The following is a 25,053-nucleotide window of genomic DNA, read 5'->3' as shown; positions in this document are numbered from 1 at the left end:
GGCATCCATCGACAGCTGCTAGGACGTCCGAGTAAATTAGTAGGACGTCCTAATAGCTGTGCCGCCCCGGTGCCGTGGCGGCCGTACGGAGCGGAGTTCGGGGTCATGGACGCCGAGGAGATCGAGCGCGGACGGCAGCGCTGGCAGCAGCGGTACGACAGCGCCCGCAAGCGGGACGCGGACTTCACCACCCTGTCCGGCGACGAGGTCGAGCCGGCGTACGGTCCCGCCCCCGGGCAGGCCGTCGAGGGCTTCGAGCGGATCGGCTGGCCGGGCGAGTACCCCTTCACCCGCGGGCTGCACCCCACCGGCTACCGGGGCCGCACCTGGACCATCCGCCAGTTCGCCGGCTTCGGCAACGCGCAGCAGACCAACGAGCGCTACCGGATGATCCTGGAGGCGGGCGGCGGGGGCCTCTCGGTCGCCTTCGACATGCCCACCCTGATGGGCTACGACTCCGACGACGCCAAGTCGCTCGGTGAGGTGGGCCACTGCGGCGTCGCCATCGACTCGGCCGCCGACATGGAGGTGCTGTTCAACGGCATCCCGCTCGGCGAGGTCACCACCTCGATGACGATCAGCGGCCCGGCCGTCCCGATCTTCTGCATGTACCTGGTCGCCGCCGAGCGCCAGGGCGTCGACCCGGCGGTGCTCAACGGCACCCTGCAGACGGACATCTTCAAGGAGTACATCGCCCAGAAGGAGTGGCTCTTCGCCCCCGAGCCGCACCTGCGGCTGATCGGCGACCTGATGGCGTACTGCGCCCAGGGCATTCCCGCGTACAAGCCGCTGTCCGTCTCCGGCTACCACATCCGCGAGGCCGGGGCGACGGCCGCGCAGGAGCTCGCGTACACCCTCGCCGACGGCTTCGCCTACGTCGAGCTGGGCCTGTCCCGGGGCCTGGACGTGGACGTCTTCGCGCCCGGCCTGTCCTTCTTCTTCGACGCGCACCTGGACTTCTTCGAGGAGATCGCCAAGTTCCGCGCCGCGCGCCGGATCTGGGCCCGCTGGATGCGCGACCGCTTCGGCGCCAAGACCGACAAGGCGCAGTGGCTGCGCTTCCACACCCAGACCGCCGGCGTCTCGCTGACCGCGCAGCAGCCGTACAACAACGTGGTCCGCACCGCCGTGGAGGCGCTGTCCGCGGTGCTCGGCGGCACCAACTCGCTGCACACCAACGCCCTGGACGAGACCCTGGCGCTGCCGTCCGAGCAGGCCGCCGAGATCGCCCTGCGCACCCAGCAGGTGCTGATGGAGGAGACCGGCGTCGCCAACGTGGCCGACCCGCTGGGCGGTTCCTGGTACGTCGAGGCGCTCACCGACCGGATCGAGCAGCAGGCCGAGGCGATCTTCCAGCAGATCTTGAACAAGAGCCGTCTCGACAAGGGCCGCGAGGACCACGGGATCGGCCCGATCACCTCCGGCATCCTGCGCGGGATCGAGGAGGGCTGGTTCACCGGCGAGATCGCCGAGGCGGCCTTCCAGTACCAGCAGTCGGTGGAGAAGGGGGACAAGCGCGTGGTCGGCGTCAACTGCCACCCGCGCAGCGTCACCCCCGAACTGGAGATCCTGCGGGTCAGCCACGAGGTCGAACGCGAGCAGGTGCGGGTGCTGCGCGAGCGCAAGGAGGCCCGGGACGAGGCGGCGGTGCGGGCCGGGCTGGACGCCATGCTGGCGGCCGCGCGCTCGGGCGAGTCGATGATCCCGCCGATGCTGGACGCGGTGCGCGCCGAGGCGACCCTGGGCGAGATCTGCAACGCGCTGCGCGAGGAGTGGGGGACGTACCGGGAGAACGCGTCCTTCTAGGACGTGCCGGTGGGCCGCCCCCTACGGAGCTTCTCCGTGCGGGGCGGCTTCGCCGTGCGTTCGGCCGGACAGGGCCTAGTCGGCCAGCAGGCTGGGGAAGGGGCCGAGCAGCAGGTTGGTGAAGCGGCGGGTCCAGTCGGCGGTGATCGGCTCGCCGCTGACCAGGACGCGGTGCTCTACCGTCCCGGCGATGGTGTCGAAGATGATGTCGATCTCCTCGTCGGCCGTCCGCGGGTCGGCGTCCGGGGCGAGTTCGCCGCGCGCCTGGGCGGCCGCCCGGCCCTGCCGGACCAGGCGCTTCTGCGGGTCGACGATGGCCTCCCGGATGCGGCGGTGCAGGTGCGGGTCACGGGTGCCCTCGGCGAACAGCGCGAGCAGCGCGGCCTGGGTCTCGGGGCGGGCCAGCAGGTCGGCGAACTGGGCGACCACCGCCTCGATGTCGGCCCGCAGGCTGCCGAGGTCGGGCATCACCAGGTCGTCGAAGAGGCTGGCGACGGCGTCCACCACGAGTTCGTTCTTGGACGGCCAGCGGCGATAGAGGGTGGTCTTGGCGACCTTGGCGCGGGTCGCGACGTGGCCCATGGTCAGCCCGCCCCAGCCGAGTTCGGCGAGGGCCTCGCGGGTGGCGTCGAGGATGGCGCGGTCGGCGGCGGCACTGCGCGGGCGCCCCTTGGCCCTGGTCGTGGCACCCGCCGAGGGGGCGGGGCCGTCCGCGGTCTCCGGGCCCGTGACGTCCGGGTTCGCGGGGGGCTGGGGGGCCGGCAACCGGGCCTCCTTGCGCTCTACTGGTGAGTAACATGGGTGGGGCTGGTAACGGTAGCGGCTGTTCGCCCGTTCGGGCAGCCGGGCCGCCCCGGAAAGTGGGGCAGGTCACGTCGCGGAACCGCCGATGGGGCTTGCGGCCGGGACCCCGGCTCCAGTTACGCTACGACTCGTAGCGAAAGCAGTGACAACCAGGCACCGCACCCGTGGGACGGGGCGGCGCGGGCGCGGGTGGGGATCCGCGCCGAATGGTTCAGGCTACCGGGGGAGGGCCACCGCGCCCGGGAATCCGCGCCGCGCGGCCCGTGCGGGGCGACTTTCCTGAGGTTGGTTGCCCGCAGGCGGCGCGGACGGGGGAGGATGGTGCCATGCAGCCACGGAATTCGCGTCTCAACAGCTCCGCCCTGCGCGGTGCGGTCGACCTCGCCGCAGTGAAGGCAGCCGGCGAGGCTGCCCAGAAGGCCGAGCAGGCCCGGGTCGAGCGGGCCCGCCAGGCGGCCGCCGACGAAGCGGCCGGGGTCGCCCCCGCGCAGTCCGCCTACGCGCTCGTCATCGACGTCACCGAGGACACCTTCGAGGCCGAGGTCGTCCAGCGCTCCACCGAAGTGCCGGTCGTCATCGACTTCTGGGCCGAGTGGTGCGGCCCCTGCAAGCAGCTCAGCCCGATCCTGGAGGGCCTGGCCGAGGAGTACGCCGGCCGGTTCGTGCTCGCCAAGATCGACGTGGACGCCAACCCGCTGATCTCCCAGCAGTTCGGCATCCAGGGCATCCCGGCCGTGATGGCCGTGGTGGCCGGCCAGTTGGTACCGCTGTTCCAGGGCGCCGAGAGCGCGGCCAACGTCCGCAAGGTGCTGGACCAGCTGATCCTGGTCGCCGAGCAGCGCTTCGGCGTGGTCGGCGGCGCCGGGGCCCCGGGCGAGGCGTCGGACGCCGCCCCGCAGCGGCCGGAGGACCCGGCCCTGGCCGCCGCGCACGACGCGCTGGACAGCGGCGACCTGGGCGGCGCCGTCCAGGCCTACCGGAACGTGCTGGCCGACCAGCCGGGCAACACCGAGGCCAGGCTGGGCCTCGCCCAGGCCGAACTGCTGCAGCGGATCGAGAGCGTGGACCCGCAGGCCGTCCGCGCCGCGGCCGCGGCCGACCCGAAGGACGTCGAGGCCCAGCTGCGGGCGGCCGACCTGGACCTGGTGGGCGGTCACGTCGAGGACGCCTTCGGCCGGCTGGTGGACACCGTCGGCCGGACCGCCGGTGAGGACCGGGACGCCGCCCGGCTGCGCCTGCTGGAGCTGTTCGAGGTGATCGGCCCGGACGACCCGCGGGTCACCGCGGCCCGCACCGCGCTGGCGCGCGTGCTGTTCTGACGCCGCCTCCGGTTCGGGCCCGGTCGGTCCCGGGCGGGTCCTGGCACGGCGGATGACCTGCGGTGTCGCCGGGTGATTTGGCGACAATCCGGTCAACCGGACAGAGGTTTACCAAATCTTGACAACACCCGTGGACAGTCACACCTGGTGACTGTCCACGGGTGTTTCGTTCGTGTTTCCGGCGGATTTCTTCGTCACGTTTCCTTCAAGACGTCACACACGGTGCATGTCGCGTCGATTTCATGATCAACGCTGTCGGGTGTTGCATTACCCGTCAGTAAGGAACCTCTTGTGCTTCGCCCGGGATTCGAGCACGATCGGCGACGCCCGGTCCCTGACTCCACACCCTCCGATCCGGTCGGCCACGTGGAGCACGGGATCCCCACCGGGTGATCCGTCGGCCCCGGTCGGCGGTAGGGAGGGCAGGGGGGTATCCGCGGTCCCACGGCGGTTCCTGTCCTTCGACCGGCCGCGCGGCCCTGCGCGGTCGCTGGTTGTCGCTCGGGGGTGATCGCCGATGTCGTCGGTCCTGCCCGCCGCCCCGCAAGGGCGGCCGGTGGAGGGACGGGAGTGCCGCTGTGTGCCGGCCGCTCCCGCGTCCGACGACGCCCAAGGCGCTCTCCGCTACCGAGGACGTAGCTCTCTCCCATCCCAGTCCCCCACCGGCGCGGGCGCGCCGCCGGGGAGCCGGAGATGTACGTCCTAGAAGGAGGACTCGCATGTCCCAGACCTACGGCAAGACCCGCTGGAAGCGCTTCGCCCTGGTGATGGTGCCGAGCATCGCGGCCACCGCGATGGTCGGCGCCGCCATGGCCAACAACGCGCTGGCGGCTTCGTTCAGCGTCTCCGGCCAGAGCTTCAAGGTCACCACGCCGGAGCTGCACGGCAAGAACTTCGCCCAGTTCGGCTCGATCGACGCCGAGGTGAACGGCACTCCGCACCCGGTCGCGGTCTCGGCCTTCGACGAGGCGACCATCAAGGGCCTCTGCCAGTCGGTGGTGACCGACCCCAACGTCATCCCCGGCCTGCCGTGGAAGCTGCCCAAGATCGTCCTTCGCCTGGAGGCGGGCAACAGCGACGACGTCAAGAAGCAGGTCTACGCCAAGAACCTGCTGATCGACCTCGACCAGCTGAACGCGGACGCCGAGTTCACCAACATCAACATCGGCCAGGACGCCTCGACCCTCAAGGGCGAGGCCACCCAGGGCTGGAAGTCCAAGCTCGGCGGCCTGCCGTCCGGCGCGACCGGCTTCGCCCAGGCCGCCGACAAGGCCGACCTGTACAACGTGCAGCAGACCGCCTGGGCCACCTCGGCCGGCACCTTCAAGCTCCCCGGCCTGAAGCTCGCGCTGCACACCGACGGCACCGGCGAGTGCTACTAGGCCGTTGACGGGCGGCGGACCGGGCCCGGTCCGCCGCCCCGACGGCACCTGTGGGACCGGTGGTGGCGCGTGCGCCGTCGCCGGATCCCGTGTCTCGTCCATCCCTCGTTCACACCATCGAGGAGCTGCACCGTGTCCAGCGCCCTTGCCTCATTCCGGCCCGCCGAGCACGAGAACCCCGTCCAGTGGCTGCGCCGGGTGTTCCGTACCTTCCGTCGGACGCGGCCGTACTACGGCGGCCTGCTGGCCATGATCGCCGGCGTCCCGATCATGTACTTCCCGTACGCCAAGCTCTCGTTGGGCGGCATGACGGTGGCCATGGCCACCACGGCGGGCGCCGGATCGCTGATCATCGGCGTGCTGCTGATCGTGCTCGGGCTGACCGCGTGGTTCCAGCCGACCGTGCGGGTCTTCGCGGGAGTCGCCACCACGCTGCTGACGCTGGTCTCGATCCCGGTCTCCAACCTGGCCGGGTTCGGCCTGGCGCTGCTGCCGGGGCTGATCGGCGGCGGCCTGATGGCGTCCTGGGCGCCACTGCCGGAGCCGAAGGCGGCCAAGACCGCCGTCGCCGCGAGCGTCGCCGCCGAGGCCCCTGCTCCTGAGGCCGCCGCACTTGGGACACCGGCCTCCGAGGCCGCCGTCGGCGAGAGCGCGGCCGTCGTCGAGAGCGTCGCCACCGAGCCCGCGGCGGCCGGAGCGCCCACCGCGAAGCTGCCCGCACAGGCCGCGTCGAACGAGCAGGCCGCCGCCGTGGACCCGAAGGAGGCGCGGTGAGCGCGTCGGAGGACCAACCGCAGCGCGCCGGTCGACACGCGGCGCCGCGCACGCCCGTCCGGGTCCGGCTGAGAGGCCGCGCGTTGGCGATGGCCGCGGTGCCGACGGCGCTGCTGATGGCCGCCGCGTACACCCCCAACCCGGCCGTCGCCGAGTCGACGGCGGGCAAGCCCTGTGGGACCGCGCCCGCCACCGTGCCGGACGTCGCACCGCTGGAGACGCCCGTCCCCAAGAGCGAGCTGCCCGAGCCGCCGCCCGGTCCGTCCACGGCGCCCCCCACCGTGCCCTCGACGGCGCCCTCGACGGGGCCGAGCGCGATCCCCACCCAGACGCCGACCACCGCGCCCACCCAGCAGCCCTCCGCGCCGACCGGTACGCCGAGCGCCGGCGCGACGCCGACCGGCGCCCCGACCGGCGCGGCCACCACCCCGGCGACCACGCCGCCGGCCGCCCGCTCCGCCGCTCCCGGCGGTTCGGACACGGTCCACCGGGCCGGGCTGATCGACGACGTCCTGGGCGGCGTCAACCACCTGCTGGACCCGGGTGGTTCACCGAGCCCGACGCCGAGCGCCAAGTCGACCGGCACCCCCGCGCCGGCCACCACCCAGGCCCCCGCGCCGGCCGTCCCGGCCCCGCGCGCCGGGACGCCGACCCAGCCGCAGGCCCCGACGGCCGGGGCCCCGGCCGACGCGCGGCCCGGCACCCCGCCGCCCGCCGCCGACAGCGGCGAGCAGACCCCGGCGGGCGACCAGGCCTCGCCCGCCGCGACGGCCTCCGCCGCCGGTGGCCCGGCCGGCGGCACGACGGGGAAGCCGAGCGGCAAGGCGAGCCCGAGTACGGCCCCCGCCACCCCGTCCGGGGCCGCCAGCGACACCCCGGCGTCCTCGCCGAGCGCGAACCCCAACTGCGCGGTGGACACCAGCGGCCTGACCGCCGGCGCGCCCGCCACCGGGGACGTCGTCCCGCAGCAGAACTGGACGCTGGCGACCAGCCGGCTGGCGCTGCACGGCGCGGCCTTCCACGGCGTCTACGACGTGCGGACCCCGACCGGCACCAAGCGGGTGCTGAAGTTCGTGGTGGACAGCGTCGACATCGACAACCTCGACATGTCGACGTTGCAGGGCAACGGCAAGACCTTCCACGTGAAGGGCGCCCCCGGCTCGACCTCGACCATGCGCAAGGGCCCGGTCACGATGTACGTGGAGCGACTGTCCGGCCACCTCTCCAAGGTGCTCGGCCTGCCGATCCCGATCGACCTGGGCGAGATCACCCTCACCCCGGACACCCTGCCGCGCTGGCTGTACGACCTGATCGGCTCGATCCCGATCCCGCTGGACCTGGAGCTGACCGGGGTCACCGCCAAGCAGGCCGGCCAGTTCGGCGGCACGCTGACCATTCCCGGCATGCGCCTGTTCAACGACGACGCGCCCTACAGCGACAAGTAGGCGACCGGTAGCCGCGCCACGGCGGCGGCGACGTCGCGAGAACGCCCGTGGGGCGGCCCTCCACCGGAGGACCGCCCCACGGGCGTCGGAACCACGGGGTGTTACTCGCCCCGGGTGCCCAGGTGGTGCACCTGGACCATGTTGGTGTTGCCGGGGATGCCGGGGGGCGAGCCGGCGGTGACGATGACGGTCGCGCCCTCGGCGAGCTGGCCCATGCTGAGCAGCTCGCGGTCGACCTGGGCGACCATCGCGTCGGTGGACCCGACCTGCTCGGTGACGTGCGCCTCGACGCCCCAGCTCAGCGAGAGCTGGTTGCGGGTGGCGACGTCCGGGGTGAACGCGATCACCGGGATCGGCGAACGGTAGCGGGACAGGCGGCGGGCGGTGTCACCGGACTTGGTGAACGCGACCAGCGCCTGGCCGTTCAGGAAGTCGCCCAGCTCGCACGCGGCGCGGGCGATCGAGCCGCCCTGGGTGCGCGGCTTGCGACCCGGGTTGAGCGGCTGGAGGCCCTGGGAAAGCAGCTCCTCCTCGGCCCTCTCGGCGATCCGGCTCATGGTGCGGACGGTCTCGATCGGGTACTTGCCGACGCTCGACTCGGCGGACAGCATGACCGCGTCGGTGCCGTCCAGGATGGCGTTGGCGACGTCGGAGACCTCGGCGCGGGTGGGGCGCGAGGCGTGGATCATCGACTCCATCATCTGGGTGGCGACGATGACGGGCTTGGCGTTGCGGCGGGCCAGCGTGATCAGCTGCTTCTGGACCAGCGGCACCCGCTCCAGCGGGTACTCGACGGCCAGGTCGCCGCGGGCGACCATGATGGCGTCGAAGGCGAGGACGATCTCCTCCATGGCCTCGACGGCCTGCGGCTTCTCGATCTTGGCGATGACCGGCACGCGGATGCCGACCTCGTCCATGACCTCGTGGACGTCCTTGACGTCGTCCGCGTTGCGGACGAAGGACAGGGCGACCATGTCGACGCCCAGGCGCAGCGAGAAGCGCAGGTCGTCCTTGTCCTTCTCGGACAGGGCGGGCACGTTCACGGCCGCGCCGGGCAGGTTGATGCCCTTGTTGTTCGAGAGCACGCCGCCCTCGATCACCACGGTCTTCACCCGCGGGCCGTCGACGCTGACGACCTCCAGGGCGATGACGCCGTCGTTGATCAGGATCGGGTCGCCGGGCTTGACGTCGCCGGGCAGGCCCTTGTAGGTGGTGCCGCAGATGTGCTGGTCACCGGGGACGTCCTCGGTGGTGATGGTGAACTCGTCGCCGTTGTCGACGGTCACCGGGCCGTTGGCGAAGGTCGCCAGACGGATCTTGGGACCCTGGAGGTCGGCCAGGACGCCGATGGCCTTGCCGGTGTCCTCCGAGACCTGGCGGACCTTGCGGTACCGCTCCTCGTGGTCCGCGTGGTTGCCGTGGCTCATGTTCAGTCGGGCGACGTTCATGCCCGCCTCGACGATGGCCTTCAGCTGTTCGTAGGAGTCCGTCGCCGGACCCAGGGTGCAGACAATTTTCGCTCGGCGCATATGGATCAGTCTATCCGTTCGTGTTATAGGTGCATTCGGCACGAATCGTGAGGAATCGCCAACGAAGGATCCCGAGGGGCGAGACGGCGTCCGGTCAGTCCCCGGACCGCCGGTGGACCAGGGCGAAGGCCTGTCGGGCGATCTCCAGTTCCTCGTCGGTGGGCACCACGGCGACCGCCACCCGGGCGTACGCGGGCGAGATGATCCGGGCCTCGCCGGAGCGCACCGAGTTCAGCTCGGGGTCGACCGCGATGCCCAGTTCGTCCAGCCCGGCGGTGGCCGCCGCGCGCACCGGCGCCGCGTTCTCCCCGACGCCCGCGGTGAACGCGATCGCGTCCACCCGGCCGAGCACGGCGTAGTAGCCGCCGATGTACTTGCGCAGCCGGTGGATGTACGCGTCGAAGGCGAGCTTCGCGTCGGCGTCCCCGGCCCCGGCCCGGCGCATGATCTCGCGCATGTCGTTGTCGCCGCACAGGCCGCGCAGACCGCTGCGGCGGTTGAGCAGGTCGTCGATCTCGTCGATCGACAGCCCGCCCACCCGGTGCAGGTGGAACACCACACCGGCGTCGATGTCGCCCGAGCGGGTGCCCATGACCAGGCCCTCCAGCGGGGTCAGGCCCATCGAGGTGTCCAGGCAGCGACCACCGGCGACCGCCGAGGCGGAGGCGCCGTTGCCCAGGTGCAGCACGATCACGTTCACCTCGGCCGGGTCCTTGCCGAGCAGCCGGGCGGTGGCCCGCGAGACGTACTGGTGCGAGGTGCCGTGGAAGCCGTAGCGGCGCACCCGGTGCTCGTCGGCCACGGCCTTGTCGATCGCGTACCGGGCCGAGAACTCGGGCATCGAGGCGTGGAAGGCGGTGTCGAAGACGGCCACCTGGGGGAGGTCCGGGCGCAGCGCGCGGGCCACCTCGATGCCGGTGATGTTGGCCGGGTTGTGCAGCGGCGCGACCGGGATCAGCCGGCGGATCTCCTTGAGCACGTCGTCGGTGACCACGGTCGGCTCGGTGAACCGCTTGCCGCCGTGCACCACCCGGTGGCCGATCGCGGCCAGCTCGGGGGAGTCCAGCCCGAGGCCGTCGGCGGCCAGCTCCTCGGCGACGGCCTTCAGGGCGGCGGAGTGGTCCGGGAAGAGCTGCGGCAGCTCGCGCGGCCCGCCCGAGTGCGGGGTGTGCACCAGCCGCCCGCCGGGCTCGCCGATCCGCTCCACCAGGCCGGAGGCCAGCCGGGCACCGTCCAGCATGTCGATCAGCTGGTACTTCACCGACGAGGAGCCGGCGTTCAGGACGAGAACGCGCGTTCCTTCGCTCATGCCTTCGGCTCCTTCTCGTCCTGGGCCTGGATGGCGGTGATCGCGACGGTGTTGACGATGTCCTGGACCAGCGCGCCGCGCGAGAGGTCGTTGACGGGCTTGCGCAGGCCCTGGAGGACGGGGCCGACCGCCACCGCGCCCGCCGAGCGCTGGACCGCCTTGTAGGTGTTGTTGCCGGTGTTGAGGTCCGGGAAGATCAGCACGGTCGCCCGGCCCGCCACCGCGGAGCCCGGCAGCTTGGTGGCCGCGACGTGGGCGTCCACCGCCGCGTCGTACTGGATCGGGCCCTCGACCAGGATGTCCGGCCGCAGCTCGCGGACCAGCTCGGTGGCCTTGCGGACCTTGTCGACGTCCGCGCCGGACCCGGAGGTGCCGGTCGAGTACGAGAGCATCGCGACCCGCGGCTCCACCCCGAACTGGGCGGCGGTGGCGGCGGACTGGATCGCGATGTCGGCCAGCTGCTGGGCGTCCGGGTCGGGGTTGACCGCGCAGTCGCCGTACACCAGCACCTTGTCGGCCAGGCACATGAAGAAGACGCTCGACACGATGGCCGCGCCCGGCGAGGTCTTGATCACCTCGAAGGCGGGCCGGATGGTCGCGGCGGTGGAGTGCACCGCGCCGGAGACCATGCCGTCGGCGATGCCCTCCTGGACCATCAGGGTGCCGAAGTACGAGACGTCGGTGACCACGTCCAGCGCCAGCTCGACGGTCATCCCCTTGTGGGCGCGCAGCCGGGCGTACAGCTCGGCGAACTGGCGGCGCAGCGGGCTGGTGGTCGGGTCGACGATCCGGACCTGGGCGCGGTCGGTGCCCGACTGCTCCTGCGGGAGGTCGATGCCGAGGCTCGCGGCCTTGCGGCGCACCGCGTCGGCCTCGCCGAGCAGGGTGAGGTCGCAGATGTTGCGGCGCAGCAGGATCTCGGCCGCGCGCAGCACCCGTTCCTCGGTGCCCTCCGGCAGGACGACGTGCCGCCGGCTCGCCCGGGCCCGCTCCAGCAGCTCGTGCTCGAACATCATCGGGGTGACGCGCTCGGACCGGCCGACCTCGATCAGGTTGGTCAACTCGGCCGTGTCGACGTGCAGTTCGAACAGCCCGAGGGCGATCTCGGCCTTCCGCGGACTGGCCGCGGTGAGCTTGCCCTCCAGGTGGGTGAGGGCCGCGGCGGTCGGCCAGCTGCCCTCCGGGACGACCGCGACCGGGGTGCCGGGGGCGAGTCGGGCGGCCAGCGCCATCACGTTCGGGCCGGGGTGCTGGCCGAGCGTCAGCAGCACGCCGGCGATCGGCGGGGCGCCGGCGGCGTGCGCGGCCAGCGAGCCGATCACCAGGTCGGCGCGGTCCCCGGGGGTGACGACCAGGGCGCCCTCGGTCAGGGCGTCCAGGAAGGTGGGCAGCATGGCGCCGCCGAAGACGAAGCCGCGGACGTCCCGGGCCAGGCCGGCGGCGTCCCCGAGCAGGACCTCGGCGCCGGTCGTCTCGACCAGCTGGGCGACGGTCGGCGCGGCCAGCGCCGGCTCCTCCGGGATGACGTAGGCGGGGATCGGCAGCTTCTCGGTGAGCTTGCGCTGGATCCGCTGCTTGGCGCCCGGGGCGACCCGGTTGGCGATCATCGCCAGGGTCTCGCAGCCCAGGTCGGTGAACGCCCGGTGGGCGTTGCGGACCTCGGCGATGACGGCCTCCGGGTCCTCGGCGTGCCCGCCGACGACCGGCAGCACGGCGGCGCCGAACTCGTTGGCCAGCCGGGCGTTGAAGGCCAGCTCGTCCGGGATGTTGGTGTCGGCGAAGTCGGTGCCGAGCACCAGCACCGCCTGGCAGCGCCGCTCCAGCGCGCGGAAGCGGTCGACCAGGGCGGAGACCAGCTCGTCCTGCCCCCGGGCGGCCTGCAGCGCGGCGGCCTCCTCGTAGCTGAGCCCGTACAGCTCGGAACTCGGCAGGTCGATCCGGTACCGGCCGCGCAGCAGCTCCACCACGTGGTCCGAGCCCGGCTCGGACCCGGCCCGGTGGCCGGCAGACGCCCCCGCGTGCGCGTGCACCAGCGGCCGGAACACCCCGACCCGGTCCACCTGGCGGGTGAGCAGTTCCATGACCCCGAGTTCGACCGCCTGCCGGCCGTCCCCCCGGTCGATACCGGTCACGTACACGCTGCGCGCCACGTGGGTGTCTCCGTCCCGTCGTCTCGGAATATGGCCATATCGACCATACCTTCGCACCACGAACGGGCGTCCGCGAGCAGAGCGGCCGAGTCGGGGCAAGGGCTGAACGTCCTGGGCGTGGGGTTTGCGCCGCCGCCCGCCCTTGATGTACCTACATGACGTAGTTACATTGGAGGGCATGGAGACCATGGGACTGCGTGAGCTGAACCAGAACCCGTCCAAGGCGGTCGCGCGGGTCCGGGCCGGCGCGACGATCGTCGTCACCGACCGCGGGCGGCCCGTGCTGAGACTCGTGCCGGAGGAACCCCCGGCGACGGTCCTCGAACGCATGGTCGCGGCCGGCGAGGTCACCCCGCCCGCCGAGGAGGGCATGCCCGAGCTGGCCCTCGACCTGTTGCCGGAGATCGGCAGCCTCTCGGACCTCCTGGTGGAGGACCGCGAACGGGAGCGGAACCGTTGATCTACCTCGACTCCTGCGCGCTGCTGAAGTTCATCAAGCCGGAGCCGGAGACGGCCGCAGTGCGGGCGTGGCGGCAGGCGCTGCCCGCCGGGACCGAGCTGATCACCAGCGCGCTGGCCCGGCTGGAGATCACCCGCACCCTGCTCCGCGCGGGCCTGGCCCACCAGCAGGTCCCCTACTACGTGGACCAGGCGCTCCGGGGCAGCCACCAGGTCGACCTCAGCAGCGCGGTGCTCGCCCGGGCGCTCTCCTACCGCACTCCGCGCCTCGGCTCGCTGGACGCGTTGCACCTGGCCAGCGCGGACCCGTTCCGCACGGAGCTGACCGAGTTCATCACCTACGACCGCGAGCTGGGCAGGGCCGCGGAGGACCTCGGCTTCCCGGTGTCGGCGCCGAGCTGAGCGCCTGCCCGGCCGGGCAGGCGCTCAGACACTCTGGTGCTCAGGCCCTCAGCGGGCCGGGCGGAGCCAGAGGGTGGCGAGCGGGGGGAGGACCAGTTCGGCGGAGCGGGGCTGGTCGTGCCAGGGGGTCGGTTCGGCCTTGACCGGGTGGGAGTTGCCGATGCCGCCGCCGCCGTAGGCCTCGGCGTCGGTGTTGAGCAGTTCCTCCCACAGCTGGTCGCGGCCGTCCAGGTCGGGCAGACCGACCCGGTGGCCGTGCCGGACGACGGGGGAGAAGTTGCAGACCGCGACCAGCGGCGAGCCGTCGGCCCCGTACCGGACGAAGGAGAGCAGGTTGTCCTCGGCGGCGCCGCCGTCGAGCCAGCGGAAGCCGTCCGGGGTGGTGTCCCGCTCCCAGAGGGCGGGGGTGTCCAGGTAGTGCCGGTTGAGGTCGCGGACCAGCCGGCGGACGCCGCGGTGGTCCTGGTGGGCGGGCCACTGCTCGTCGAGCACCCACCACTGCGGGCCCTGCTCGTGGTCCCATTCAGCTCCCTGGGCGAACTCCTGTCCCATGAAGAGCAGTTGCTTGCCCGGGTGGGACCACATGAAGCCCAGGTAGGCGCGGTGGTTGGCGCGCTGCTGCCACCAGTCGCCGGGCATCTTGGAGACCAGCGCCTGCTTGCCGTGCACCACCTCGTCGTGCGAGATCGGCAGGACGTAGTTCTCCGAGTAGGCGTACACCATCGAGAAGGTGATCTCGTTGTGGTGGAACTTGCGGTGCACCGGCTCCTTGGACATGTAGACCAGCGAGTCGTGCATCCAGCCCATGTTCCACTTGAGCCCGAAGCCGAGGCCGCCGGCGTCGGTCGGGCGGGTGACGCCGTCCCAGGCGGTGGACTCCTCGGCGATGGTGACCACGCCGGGGCAGCGCCGGTAGACGGTGGCGTTCATCTCCTGGAGGAACGCGGCCGCGTCCGGGTTCTCCCGGCCGCCGTGCTGGTTGGGCGTCCAGGCGCCGCCCTCGCGGGAGTAGTCGAGGTAGAGCATCGAGGCGACGGCGTCCACCCGCAGGCCGTCGATGTGGAACTCCTCGCACCAGTAGACCGCGTTGGCGACGAGGAAGTTGCGCACCTCCGTGCGGCCGTAGTCGAACTCCAGGGTTCCCCAGTCGGGGTGCTCGGCGCGCAGCGGGTCGGCCGGCTCGTACAGCGGCTCGCCGTCGAAGCGGGCGAGCGCGAAGGCGTCCTTGGGGAAGTGGGCGGGCACCCAGTCGACGATCACGCCGATGCCGTGCCGGTGCAGGGTGTCGACCAGGTGGCGGAAGTCGTCGGGGCTGCCGAGCCGGGCGGTGGGGGCGTAGTAGCCGGACACCTGGTAGCCCCAGGAGCCGCCGAAGGGGTGCTCCATGACCGGCATGAACTCCACGTGGGTGAAGTTCAACTCCTTGAGGTAGCGCGGCAGTTCCTCGGCGATGGCGCGGTAGCTGGTGAGGTCGGGCCGCCAGGAGGCCAGGTGCAGCTCGTAGACGGACATCGGCGCCCGGTGGTGTGCGGCGCGGGCCCGGCGGGCCATCCAGTCGCCGTCCTGCCAGCGGTAGTCGGAGGAGGTGACCACCGAGGCGGTGGCGGGCGGGCACTGGGCGGCCCGGGCGAGCGGGTCGGCCTTGTCGAGCACCCAGCCCTGCCGGGTGTGGATCTCGTACTTGTACGCGGCGCCCTCGGCGAGGCCCGGGACGAAGAGCTCCCAGATGCCGGACGAGCCGAGCGAGCGCATCGGGTGCCCGGTGCCGTCCCAGTGGTTGAAGTCGCCGATCAGCCGGACGCCGACGGCGTTCGGCGCCCAGACCGCGAAGGCGGTGCCGGCGACGCCGTCGACGGTGCGCACGTGCGAGCCGAGGGCCTGCCATAGCTGCTCGTGCCGGCCTTCGGAGATCAGGTGCAGGTCGAGTTCGCCGAGGGTGGGCGGGGTGCGGTAGCCGTCGTGCTGGGCCAGCGGCTCGCCGCCGGGGTAGGTCACCAGCAGCCGGTAGTCCACGGCGTCGGCGCCGGCCACCAGCCCCGTGAACAACCCGCCCTGCTGATGGGTGAGTTCGGCCGGGCCCTGGGTGGTCTCGACGACCACCCGCTCGGCGAACGGGCGCAGCACCCGGATCGCGGTGCCGCCGTGCACCGGGTGCGCGCTGAGCAGGGCGTGCGGGTCGTGGTGCTGCCCGCCGACCAGCCGGTCCACCTCGGACGGCGGCAGCGGCGCCTCGGGCAGGCGCAGCGAGGCCGTGGGCGGGGCCGTGACCGGTGCGGACGCCGCGACTGGTGCGGACGCCGCGACTGGTACGGACTCCTCCGTCGGGGCGGGTTCGCCGGCCGGCCCGGACTCCTCGGCCGGGACGGGCTCGGGCCGGGGCGAGTCCGGGCCGGCCAGGAAGGTGGCCGGGACGGGGCGGGTGGTGCGGCCGGGCGGGTCGAGCGGCGTCACGGCTGGGTCCTCCTGCGACGGGGGGTGGGCTAACTCCAGGGCGGCGGAACCGGGGGTGCGGGTGGGGCAGGGGGCGGGCAGGGCAGGGGGTGCGGGCGGGCCGGAGCGGTCAGACGGTGAGGGCGAGCCGGTTGATCGCGGCGAGCGGGATCGGCAGCCAGCTCGGCCGGTGCCGGGCCTCGTACACGACCTCGTACACCGCCTTGTCGATCTCCAGGGCCCGCATCAGCTCCGGTGAGGCCGCCGGGTCGGCGCCGCCGCCGGCGGTGTAGCCGGCGCAGAAGGCGGTGCGGTTGCGCTGGGCCCAGGCGGCGGCGAGGTGGGCGAGTTCCGGATCGACCGGGCCGCCGGCGAGCAGGTGGGCGGCCGCGTAGTCGAAGGAGCGGAGCATGGCGGCGACGTCGCGCAGCGCGGGCTGGGGTTCGCGGCGTTCGTTGACGGACTTGGCGGGTTCGCCCTCGAAGTCCAGCAGCACCCAGCCGTGCGGGGTGCGCATGGCCTGTCCGAGGTGCAGGTCGCCGTGGATGCGCTGGACGGGCAGGCCGTCGGGGTGGGCGTCGGCGAGTTGCTGGAAGGCGGTGCGCAGTGCGGCCCGGTAGCGCAGCAGGCCGGGGACGGCGGCGACGGCGCTGTCCAGCCGGTCGGCCATGGTGGTGGCGAGCCGGCTGGTCTGGGCGCGGTCGAGCCGGGCGACCGGCATCGAGCGGGCCAGGACCCGGTGGACTTCGGCGGTGGCCCGGCCGAGCCGGTGGGCCTCGATGGCGAAGTTGCCGGGGGAGGGGTCGCCCTTGAGCCGGCCGACCTGGTCGAGGGCGAGCTCCCAGCCGTCCTCGGCGTCCGGCAGGTAGCGCTGGAGCAGCCCGAGGGTGGCGGGTTCGGCGCGTTCCAGCCGGCTCTCGAACCAGGCGGCGACCCGGGGGATCCGGGTGGAGCCGGCCCGGGAGAGGGCGAGGGAGAGTTCGAGGTCGGGGTTGGTGCCGGGGTGGATGCGGCGGAACAGCTTGAGGATGTACGAGGTGCCGTAGATGACCGAGCTGTTGGACTGCTCGGCGGTGGAGGCGCGGCCTGGGAGGTTGGCGGGGAGCCCGGAGCCGGGGGTCCGGCGGAAGGACAGCGAGCCGAACCGGTCGCCGGTGGCGAGGTGTTCCAGCAGCCGCCCGGTGAGTTCGGGGTCGTGGACGGCGTCGTAGAGCGCCGCGCCGTCGTACGGGCCCTGGTTGAGCCGGCCGAGCACGGCGCTGGGCTCGATGTCCGCGGGCCCCTCCGAGCGGATGCCGAGCAGGAGTTGGTAGATGTCGCCGTGCGGGGCGCCGGCCGTGGTGGCGTGCTCGACCCGCAGCAGCAGGTGCAGCAGGGCGGGGTCGCCGACCTGGAGCGGGGTTCCGACCATCGGGGTGAGGCCGGTGATGGGCCGTCCCTTTCCGGCGTACCACCGCTGGGTGGGGAGCCACTCGGCGATCAGCGGCAGCGCGGCCTGGACGAGTTCGCTGACCCCCAGGGCGGTTCTCCGGGCCCCGGTGCTCCGCGCGCCCGCCGGCGCGGCGGTGTCGGCGGGGGCGTCCTGCTGCACATGGGCTTGAGAACGGGAGGTTTCGGACATGACTCCCTTTCCCCGGAAGCGGGCGGACTGCCCGACGGGTCTGGCCGGGTCCGTCAGTCTTCCGGATTTCGGCGGCGCGGCGGCGGCGGCACGCGAGCGGGGCTCAGGTGTCACGCCTTCGTGTGGGTGGCCGTTGGGCTGTTCTCCGTACGCGGCGGTGCAGAGAACTCCGGGGGCGCAGGGGTTCAACTCGCGCCCCCGGAGGGTCTGGTGGTGCTGTGGGGCAGGGTGTGGCGGATCGTTACTTCGAGCGCCTGGTCCCGCTCAGCCGCGGCGGCTGCCGGAGCTGGAACCAGTAGAAGCCGTGGCCGGCCAGCGTGAGCAGGTAGGGCCACTCGCCGATGGAGGGGAAGCGCACCCCGCCGATCAGCTCGACCGGGTACCGTCCGCCGTACTGCCGCAGATCCAGCTCGGTCGGCTGCGCGAACCGCGAGAAGTTGTTCACGCACATGACCAGGTCCCCCTCGTGTTCGCGCACGAAGGCCAGCACGGCGGGGTTGCTGGAGGGCAGTTCGGTGTACGTACCGAGGCCGAACGCCGGATTGAGCTTGCGGATCTCGATCATGCGACGCGTCCAGTGCAGCAGCGAACTCGAACTGCTCTGCTGTGCCTCGACGTTGGTCACCTGGTAGCCGTACACCGGGTCCATGATGGGCGGCAGACTGAGCCTGCCCGGGTCGGCGGAGGAGAAACCCGCGTTGCGGTCCGGGGTCCACTGCATCGGTGTGCGCACGCCGTCCCGGTCGCCCAGCCAGATGTTGTCGCCCATGCCGATCTCGTCCCCGTAGTAGAGGACCGGCGAGCCGGGCAGCGAGAACAGCAGGGCGGTGAACAGCTCGATCTGGTTGCGGTCGTTCTCCAGCAGCGGGGCGAGCCGGCGGCGGATGCCCACGTTGGCGCGCATCCGGGGGTCCTTGGCGTACTCCGCGTACATGTAGTCGCGCTCCTCGTCGGTGACCATCTCCAGGGTCAGCTCGTCGTGGTTGCGCAGGAAGATGCCCCACTGGCAGCCGCCGGGGATCTGCGGGGTCTTGCTGAGGATCTCCGACACCGGGTAGCGGGACTCCCGCCGCACGGCCATGAAGATCCGGGGCATCACCGGGAAGTGGAACGCCATGTGGCACTCGTCGCCGCCCGCGGTGAAGTCGCCGAAGTAGTCGACGACGTCCTCGGGCCACTGGTTGGCCTCGGCCAGCAGGACGGTGTCGGGGTAGTCGGCGTCGATCTCCTTGCGGACCCGCTGGAGGAACTCGTGGGTCTCCGGCAGGTTCTCGCAGTTGGTGCCCTCGCGGGCGAACAGGTACGGCACCGCGTCCAGCCGGAAGCCGTCGATGCCGAGGTCGAGCCAGAACCGCAGTCCGGCGATCATCTCCTGCTGGACGCGGGGGTTGTCGTAGTTGAGGTCCGGCTGGTGGGAGAAGAACCGGTGCCAGAAGTACTGCTTGCGGACCGGGTCGTAGGTCCAGTTGGAGGTCTCGGTGTCGACGAAGATGATTCGGGCGTCCGGGTACTGCTTGTCGTCGTCGGCCCACATGTAGAAGTCGCCGTACGGGCCGTCCGGGTCCGTCCGGGAGGCCTGGAACCACGGGTGCTGGTCGCTGGTGTGGTTCATGACGAAGTCGATGATCACGCGCATGCCGCGGGCGTGCGCGGCGTCGACGAACTCCATGAAGTCGGCGAGGTCGCCGAACTCCGGCAGCACCGACTTGTAGTCGGCCACGTCGTACCCGCCGTCGCGCAGCGGCGAGGCGAAGAACGGCGGGAGCCAGAGGCAGTCGACCCCGAGCCACTGCAGGTAGTCGAGTTTGGTGGTGAGCCCCTTCAGGTCCCCGACCCCGTCGCCGTTGCTGTCCTGGAAGGACCGCACCAGCACCTCGTAGAAGACCGCACGCTTGAACCACTCCGGGTCCAGGTTCTTCTTCGAGGTCTCCGGGAAGGTGTCGGGGACGGGCTCGTTCACAGTCACGCTGGGTTCCTCCGAACCGTGAGGAGGTGAGCCGGCTCGGCTGAGGGATCGAGCCGGACGTAGTTGTGCCGGCCCCAGGTGTAGACGGCGCCGGTGAGCTCGTCGTGCACCGCGTACGGGCCGTCGCCGTCGAGGGTGACGGTGGCCTCCTGGACGTGGTGCGGGTCGAGGTTGACCACGGTGACGACCTGGTCGGTGAGGCCCTCGGGGGTGGTCGCGGTCTTGGAGTAGGCGAGCACCTGGTCGTTGTCGGTGGGGTGGAAGCGCAGGTTGCGCAGCTGCTGGAGGGCGGGGTGGCGCCGGCGCAGCCGGTTCAGCACGGTGAGCAGCGGGGCGAGGGAGTCGGTGCGGGTCCAGTCGCGCGGGCGCAGCTCGTACTTCTCCGAGTGCAGGTACTCCTCGGAGCCGGGGTGGGCCGGCTCGTCCTCGTACAGCTCGAAGCCGGCGTAGACGCCGTAGCTGGGGGCGAGGGTGGCGGCGAGCACGGCGCGGATCGCGAACGCGGCGCGGCCGCCGTGTTGGAGGTAGCCGTGCAGGATGTCCGGGGTGTTGGCGAAGAAGTTGGGCCGCATGTAGGCGGCGGCGTCACCGGTGAGTTCGGTGAGGTACTCGGTGAGTTCCGGCTTGGTGGTGCGCCAGGTGAAGTACGTGTACGACTGGTGGAAACCGATCTTCCCCAGGGTGTGCATCATCGCGGGCCGGGTGAAGGCCTCCGCCAGGAACACGACGTCCGGGTCGGTGCGGGCGATGTCGGCGAGCACCTTCTCCCAGAACGCCACCGGTTTGGTGTGCGGGTTGTCGACCCGGAAGATCCGAACGCCGTGGGACATCCAGAACCGGAGGATCCGGATGGTTTCCTTGACGATTCCGTCCATGTCCTGGTCGAAGTTGATCGGATAGATGTCCTGGTACTTCTTCGGAGGGTTCTCGGCGTACGCGATGGTGCCGTCCGCGCGGTGGCTGAACCATTCCGGGTGCTTGTTCACCCACGGGTGGTCGGGGGAGCACTGGAGGGCGAAGTCCAGCGCCACCTCCAGGCGCAGGGCCTCGGCCTCGGCGACGAAGTGGTCGAAGTCCTCGATCGTGCCGAGGTCGGGGTGGACGGCGTCGTGGCCGCCCTCGGGGGAGCCGATCGCCCAGGGCGAGCCGACGTCGTGCGGACCGGCCGTCAGGGCGTTGTCCGGCCCCTTGCGGAAGGCTCGCCCGATCGGGTGCACCGGCGGCAGGTAGACCACGTCGAAGCCCATCGCGGCGACGGCCGGCAGCCGCTCGGCGGCGGTGCGCAGGGTGCCCGAACGCGGCGGCTCGACGCCGCTCGGATCCACCACCGCGCCCTCCGAGCGGGGGAAGAACTCGTACCAGGAGCCGTACAGCGCGCGCTCGCGGTCCACCTGGAGCGGCAGCGGGCGGGAGGCGCTGAGCAGTTCGCGCAGCGGGTACCGGGCCAGCAGGTCCAGCACCTCGGGGGCGAGCGCGGCGGCCAGCCGGGACAGCGGCGGCAGGCCGGGGTCGCGCAGCGCGTCGGCGGCCGCCAGCACGTGCGCGCGGCCCTCCTTCTTCGGCACGCCGACCGCGGCCTGCTCCAGCAGCCGGGCGCCGTCCTCCAGGACCAGCGCGGTGTCGATCCCGGCGGGCAGCTTCACGGCGGCGGTCCGGCGCCAGGTGGCGACCGGGTCGCTCCACGCCTCGACCAGGTACGACCAGCGGCCGGGCGCGGTCGGGGTGACGTGCGCGCCCCAGCGGTCGGTGCCCTCGGCCAGCTCGCGCATCGGCGTCCACGGGCCGCCGCGGCCGCGCGGGTCGCGCAGCACCACGTTGGCGTTGACGGCGTCGTGGCCCTCGCGGAACACGGTCGCGGTGACCAGGAAGGTCTCGCCGACGACGGCCTTGGCCGGGCGGCGGCCGGAGTCGACGAGGGGGCTGACGTCCAGGACGGGGATGCGGCCGATCACGGTGTCGCTCTCTGTCGTCTTGCGGGCGGCGGGCTTGCGGGCGGAGGCCTTGCGCGGCGCGGCGCCGGAGGCGCCCTCGGCGGTGGTCCCGGCGGTCCCGGCGGCGTCGGCGGGGGCCTTCGCGATGGCGGCGGCGCGGCGCGTGGTGGTGGTGCGCCTGCGCGGTGCCGCGGTCCGGCCCTCCTCGGCCCCGGGTTGTCGGGCCGCTTCGGCCGGCTCGGTGCGGACCGCCCCGGCGGCCCGCGGTGCCGGCATCGCCGGATCCGTCCGAGTGTCAGAATCCATCCGTCCGGCGGATTCCGCGACCGCTGCGTCGTGGCTGTCGGCCACCGGTGTGGACTGGTCCCGCGTGTCGCCGTGCATGTCAAACTCCTGCCCGAGATCGGCGGCAGCTCCCGCGGGCCGGGGATGGGCCAGGGGAGTACCGGGAGGACTGCTGGGTGGGGAGGACGTGCGACCGGAAGCCTGCCCGCGCCGCCGTCCCCGGCAACCTGCCCGGCGCCCGCCGAGTCCTCGACGGGAGGCCCTGGAGCCGCGCGCGTCCCGGCGCGCGCCTCCAGGGGCACGCCCCTGGGCGACCCGGTCGACCCGTGAACGAGCAGGCCGAGTACGAGGACACGCGTCGGTGCGAGGTGAGCGCCGAATGGGCTAAGAAGAAGGGGAACGATCAACGCGAAAAGGATTCGGACGTGCTGCTTCAAGGCGGACGCCACCCGCCGCCGCACTCCCCGCAGCATCAACGACCTTGAGTCATCCTCGCACCGGGGACAAGACTTTTGCAGCGGTACGACAGTAGTTTCGGGCTTTGTCCTGAGCGGATGAGCCATCGGAAATGGACCTGTTCCGCAGTGTTCATGCATTGGTAGCGCAGGACCCCGGAAATGTGCGCCGCGCGCGCCCCCCGTGCAGACCAATGCGCCGAATGCGATCTCATCAATAGGCCGAACGGATGCCCAATAGCCCACTTGACGCACTGTCATGACGGACATCGCGGCTACGCTTCACGCCGTGAAGGCAATCCGCAGATTCACCGTCCGCACCGTCCTGCCCGAACAACTCCAGCCGCTGCACGAGCTGGCCCTCAACCTGCGCTGGTCCTGGCACCCCGAGACCAGGGACCTCTTCCGGTCCGTGGACCCGGAGGTCTGGGCCGCGACCGGCGAGGACCCGGTGCGGCTGCTCGGGGAGGTCCCGGCCGCCCGGCTCGCCGCCCTCGCCGCCGACCGGCGGTTCCTGCGCAGACTCGGCGACCTCGCCGACGACCTGCGCGAGTACCTCAGCGGCCCGCGCTGGTACCAGGCCCAGCAGGAGGCCGGCGCCACCCCGCTGCCCGCCGCCATCGCCTACTTCTCGCCCGAGTACGGCATCGCCGCCGCGCTGCCCCAGTACTCCGGCGGGCTCGGCATCCTGGCCGGCGACCACCTCAAGGCCGCCAGCGACCTCGGCGTCCCGATCATCGGCGTCGGCCTGTTCTACCGGCACGGCTACTTCCGGCAGTCCCTCAACCGGGACGGCTGGCAGCAGGAGCGCTACCCGCTGCTCGACCCGGACGAACTCGCGGTCAGCCTGCTCCGGGAGGACGACGGCACCCCCGGCCGGGTCGACCTCGCCCTGCCCGGCGGCCGCACCCTGGCCGCGCACATCTGGAAGGCCCAGGTCGGACGGGTCCCGCTGCTGCTCCTCGACTCCGACATCGAGGCCAACTCGCCCGCCGAGCGCGACGTCACCGACCGGCTCTACGGCGGCGGCAGCGAGCACCGGCTGCTCCAGGAGATGCTGCTCGGCATCGGCGGCGTCCGCGCCGTCCGCGCCTACTGCCGGCTCACCGGGCACCCCGCCCCCGAGGTGTTCCACACCAACGAGGGCCACGCGGGCTTCCTCGGCGTCGAACGGATCCGCGAGCTGGTCTCCACCGGCTCACCCGGCCCCGACAGCGTCGGCCTGGACTTCGCCGCCGCCCTGGAGTCCGTCCGGGCCGGCACCCTGTTCACCACCCACACACCCGTCCCGGCCGGCATCGACCGCTTCGACCGCGAGCTGGTCGCCCGCCACTTCAGCGGCGACGCCGCGCTGCCGGGCGTCCCGGTCGAGCCGGTGCTCGCGCTCGGCGCCGAGACCTGGCCCGGCGGGGACCCGAAGCTCTTCAACATGGCCGCCATGGGCCTGCGGCTCGCCCAGCGCGCCAACGGGGTCTCCACCCTGCACGGCGAGGTCAGCCGCTCCATGTTCAACGGCCTCTGGCCCGGCTTCGACGCCACCGAGGTGCCGATCACCTCCGTCACCAACGGCGTCCACGCCGCCACCTGGATCGACCCGGCGGTCGTGCGGCTCGGCGCCGCCGAGATCGGCGCCGACCGCGCCGAGGACGCCATGACCACCGGCGACGCCAAGCGCTGGACCGGCCTGGAGCGGATCGGCAACACCGAGGTCTGGGACCTGCGCCGCAGCCTGCGCGCCCAACTGGTCGACGAGGCCCGCCGCCGACTGCGCGACTCCTGGCGCCAGCGCGGCGCCGGCGAGGCCGAACTCGGCTGGGTCTCCTCGGTGCTCGACCCCGACGTGCTCACCATCGGCTTCGCCCGCCGGGTGCCCTCGTACAAGCGGCTCACCCTGATGCTGCGCGACCCGGACCGGCTGCGCGCCCTGCTGCTGCACCCCGTCCGGCCGGTGCAGATCGTGGTCGCCGGCAAGGCCCACCCGGCCGACGACGGCGGCAAGCGGCTGATCCAGCAGATGGTTGCCTTCGCCGACGACCCGGCCGTCCGGCACCGGATCGTCTTCCTGCCGGACTACGACATGGCGATGGCCCGGCACCTCTACCCGGGCTGCGACGTCTGGCTGAACAACCCGCTGCGCCCGCTGGAGGCCTGCGGTACCTCCGGGATGAAGGCCGCGCTCAACGGCTGCCTCAACCTGTCCGTCCTGGACGGCTGGTGGGACGAGTGGTACGACGGCCAGAACGGCTGGGCGATCCCCACCGCCGACGAGACCGACGGCGTGCTCGACCCGGAGAGCAGCGAGGCCGAGCGCCGCGACGACATCGAGGCCGCCGCGCTGTACGACCTGATCGAGGACCAGGTCGCCGGCCGGTTCTACGACCGGGGCACGGACGGGCTGCCGCACCGCTGGATCGCCATGGTCCGGCACACCCTGGTCACCCTCGGCCCCAAGGTGCTGGCCGGGCGGATGGTCCGCGAGTACGTCGAACGGCTGTACACCCCGGCGGCGCTGGCCCAGCGGGAGCTGGCGGCGGCGGAGCACCACGGCGCCCTGGAGCTGGCGGCCTGGAAGGCGAAGGTCCGGGAGGCCTGGCCGGCCGTCCGGGTCGAGCACGTCGAGGCGGACTGTCCGGACGAGGCGCAGGAGCTGGGCAGCTCGCTGGCGCTGCGGGTGCAGGTCACGCTCGGGGCGCTGGAGCCGGGCGACGTCGAGGTGCAGGCGGTGTCCGGCCGGGTGGACGAGACGGACGGCATCTCGGACGGCTGCGTGCTCGCCCTCAAGCCGGTCGGCGGGTCCGACCTGGACGGCCGGACCCGCTACGAGGGCTCGCTGGAGCTGTGCCGGACCGGCCCGTTCGGCTACACCGTCCGGGTGCTGCCGGCCCACCCCCGGCTGGCCTCCCCGGCGGAGCTGGGGCTGGTGGCCCTGCCCGCCGAGTCGTCGGGGATGGACGCGGGGGTGCTGCGCTGAGGCCCTGCCGGGGGG

At 72.5% G+C, this 25,053-nt stretch carries 16 protein-coding genes; 8 read left to right on the top strand and 8 right to left on the bottom strand.

Translation table 11 applies throughout. The features are described 5' to 3' along the window. Nucleotides 1-105: 105 nt before the first annotated feature. Complete coding sequence (locus tag AC07BF_RS06995; protein WP_363582040.1) at nucleotides 106-1,806, top strand: coenzyme B12-dependent isobutyryl-CoA mutase large subunit; 1,701 nt, start codon at nucleotides 106-108, stop codon at nucleotides 1,804-1,806. Between the two features lie 75 nt (nucleotides 1,807-1,881). Here AC07BF_RS06995 and AC07BF_RS06990 read toward each other — a convergent pair whose 3' ends face one another. Continuing rightward, nucleotides 1,882-2,442 (bottom strand): TetR/AcrR family transcriptional regulator, encoded by a 561-nt coding sequence (locus tag AC07BF_RS06990; protein WP_400806488.1) that lies wholly within the window; start codon nucleotides 2,440-2,442, stop codon nucleotides 1,882-1,884. A 494-nt stretch (nucleotides 2,443-2,936) separates the two neighbouring features. Here AC07BF_RS06990 and AC07BF_RS06985 point away from each other — a divergent pair, with 494 nt between their 5' ends. The 4 genes from AC07BF_RS06985 (at nucleotide 2,937) to AC07BF_RS06970 (ending at nucleotide 7,530) form a co-directional block, all read left to right on the top strand. Continuing rightward, nucleotides 2,937-3,929, top strand: coding sequence for a tetratricopeptide repeat protein (locus AC07BF_RS06985; RefSeq protein ID WP_363582044.1), 993 nt, complete (start codon nucleotides 2,937-2,939; stop codon nucleotides 3,927-3,929). Nucleotides 3,930-4,648: 719 nt separating this feature from the next. After that, nucleotides 4,649-5,311, top strand: coding sequence for a DUF6230 family protein (locus tag AC07BF_RS06980; protein WP_063347768.1), 663 nt, complete (start codon nucleotides 4,649-4,651; stop codon nucleotides 5,309-5,311). A 132-nt stretch (nucleotides 5,312-5,443) separates the two neighbouring features. Further along, nucleotides 5,444-6,085, top strand: a complete 642-nt coding sequence (locus tag AC07BF_RS06975) for a DUF6114 domain-containing protein (RefSeq protein ID WP_363582046.1) — start codon at nucleotides 5,444-5,446, stop codon at nucleotides 6,083-6,085. Continuing rightward, nucleotides 6,082-7,530 carry a hypothetical protein gene (locus AC07BF_RS06970; RefSeq protein WP_363582048.1) on the top strand — a complete coding sequence of 483 codons (1,449 nt, stop codon included), beginning with the start codon at nucleotides 6,082-6,084 and terminating at the stop codon, nucleotides 7,528-7,530. Before AC07BF_RS06975 ends, AC07BF_RS06970 begins: the two co-directional genes overlap by 4 nt. Nucleotides 7,531-7,631: 101 nt before the next feature. Here AC07BF_RS06970 and pyk read toward each other — a convergent pair whose 3' ends face one another. The 3 genes from pyk to pta form a co-directional block, all read right to left on the bottom strand. Continuing rightward, nucleotides 7,632-9,059 (bottom strand): pyruvate kinase, encoded by a 1,428-nt coding sequence (gene pyk / locus AC07BF_RS06965; RefSeq protein WP_063347766.1) that lies wholly within the window; start codon nucleotides 9,057-9,059, stop codon nucleotides 7,632-7,634. A 94-nt stretch (nucleotides 9,060-9,153) separates the two neighbouring features. Continuing rightward, on the bottom strand, nucleotides 9,154-10,368 hold the full coding sequence (locus AC07BF_RS06960) for an acetate kinase (protein ID WP_363582050.1): 1,215 nt from the start codon (nucleotides 10,366-10,368) through the stop codon (nucleotides 9,154-9,156). Further along, complete coding sequence (pta, locus tag AC07BF_RS06955) at nucleotides 10,365-12,518, bottom strand: phosphate acetyltransferase (protein WP_363582052.1); 2,154 nt, start codon at nucleotides 12,516-12,518, stop codon at nucleotides 10,365-10,367. Before pta ends, AC07BF_RS06960 begins: the two co-directional genes overlap by 4 nt. Before the next feature lie 178 nt (nucleotides 12,519-12,696). On the opposite strand from pta, the gene AC07BF_RS06950 reads away from it, so the two are divergent. Then, nucleotides 12,697-12,978 carry a type II toxin-antitoxin system Phd/YefM family antitoxin gene (locus AC07BF_RS06950; RefSeq protein WP_363582054.1) on the top strand — a complete coding sequence of 94 codons (282 nt, stop codon included), beginning with the start codon at nucleotides 12,697-12,699 and terminating at the stop codon, nucleotides 12,976-12,978. Beyond that, a complete protein-coding gene (locus AC07BF_RS06945) occupies nucleotides 12,975-13,379 on the top strand; it encodes a type II toxin-antitoxin system VapC family toxin (protein WP_363628719.1) in 405 nt (134 codons plus the stop codon). The genes AC07BF_RS06950 and AC07BF_RS06945 overlap by 4 nt, the downstream gene beginning before the upstream one ends. 48 nt (nucleotides 13,380-13,427) lie before the next feature. Here the strand turns inward: AC07BF_RS06945 and glgB are convergent, their stop codons facing one another. The 4 genes from glgB to AC07BF_RS06925 form a co-directional block, all read right to left on the bottom strand. Next, nucleotides 13,428-15,830 (bottom strand): 1,4-alpha-glucan branching enzyme, encoded by a 2,403-nt coding sequence (gene glgB, locus AC07BF_RS06940; protein ID WP_363582058.1) that lies wholly within the window; start codon nucleotides 15,828-15,830, stop codon nucleotides 13,428-13,430. 109 nt (nucleotides 15,831-15,939) lie between these two features. Then, nucleotides 15,940-17,430, bottom strand: a complete 1,491-nt coding sequence (locus tag AC07BF_RS06935) for a maltokinase N-terminal cap-like domain-containing protein (RefSeq protein WP_363582060.1) — start codon at nucleotides 17,428-17,430, stop codon at nucleotides 15,940-15,942. 241 nt (nucleotides 17,431-17,671) lie between these two features. After that, nucleotides 17,672-19,396: a maltose alpha-D-glucosyltransferase gene (gene treS / locus AC07BF_RS06930; protein ID WP_063347760.1), complete on the bottom strand. Its 1,725-nt coding sequence runs from the start codon at nucleotides 19,394-19,396 to the stop codon at nucleotides 17,672-17,674. Then, nucleotides 19,393-21,348: an alpha-1,4-glucan--maltose-1-phosphate maltosyltransferase gene (locus tag AC07BF_RS06925; protein ID WP_363582158.1), complete on the bottom strand. Its 1,956-nt coding sequence runs from the start codon at nucleotides 21,346-21,348 to the stop codon at nucleotides 19,393-19,395. Before AC07BF_RS06925 ends, treS begins: the two co-directional genes overlap by 4 nt. 1,008 nt (nucleotides 21,349-22,356) lie before the next feature. Between AC07BF_RS06925 and glgP the strand changes: the two genes are divergently transcribed. Further along, nucleotides 22,357-25,038 (top strand): alpha-glucan family phosphorylase, encoded by a 2,682-nt coding sequence (gene glgP / locus AC07BF_RS06920; RefSeq protein ID WP_478333051.1) that lies wholly within the window; start codon nucleotides 22,357-22,359, stop codon nucleotides 25,036-25,038. The last annotated feature ends 15 nt before the right edge of the window (nucleotides 25,039-25,053 follow it).

It is taken from the genome of Kitasatospora sp. NPDC043950 (assembly GCF_056435345.1).
Note: the sequence above shows the minus strand (reverse complement) of the source record. Positions and strands in the feature narration are given on the sequence as shown.

What these genes read in the sequence shown, in the direction of transcription:
- AC07BF_RS06995 (WP_363582040.1), top strand. Translation starts at nt 106, where the DNA reads ATGGACGCCGAGGAGATCGAGCGCGGACGGCAGCGCTGGCAGCAGCGG.
- AC07BF_RS06985 (WP_363582044.1), top strand. Translation starts at nt 2,937, where the DNA reads ATGCAGCCACGGAATTCGCGTCTCAACAGCTCCGCCCTGCGCGGTGCG.
- AC07BF_RS06980 (WP_063347768.1), top strand. Translation starts at nt 4,649, where the DNA reads ATGTCCCAGACCTACGGCAAGACCCGCTGGAAGCGCTTCGCCCTGGTG.
- pyk (WP_063347766.1), bottom strand. Translation starts at nt 9,059, where the DNA reads ATGCGCCGAGCGAAAATTGTCTGCACCCTGGGTCCGGCGACGGACTCC.
- AC07BF_RS06960 (WP_363582050.1), bottom strand. Translation starts at nt 10,368, where the DNA reads ATGAGCGAAGGAACGCGCGTTCTCGTCCTGAACGCCGGCTCCTCGTCG.
- AC07BF_RS06950 (WP_363582054.1), top strand. Translation starts at nt 12,697, where the DNA reads ATGGAGACCATGGGACTGCGTGAGCTGAACCAGAACCCGTCCAAGGCG.
- AC07BF_RS06935 (WP_363582060.1), bottom strand. Translation starts at nt 17,430, where the DNA reads ATGTCCGAAACCTCCCGTTCTCAAGCCCATGTGCAGCAGGACGCCCCC.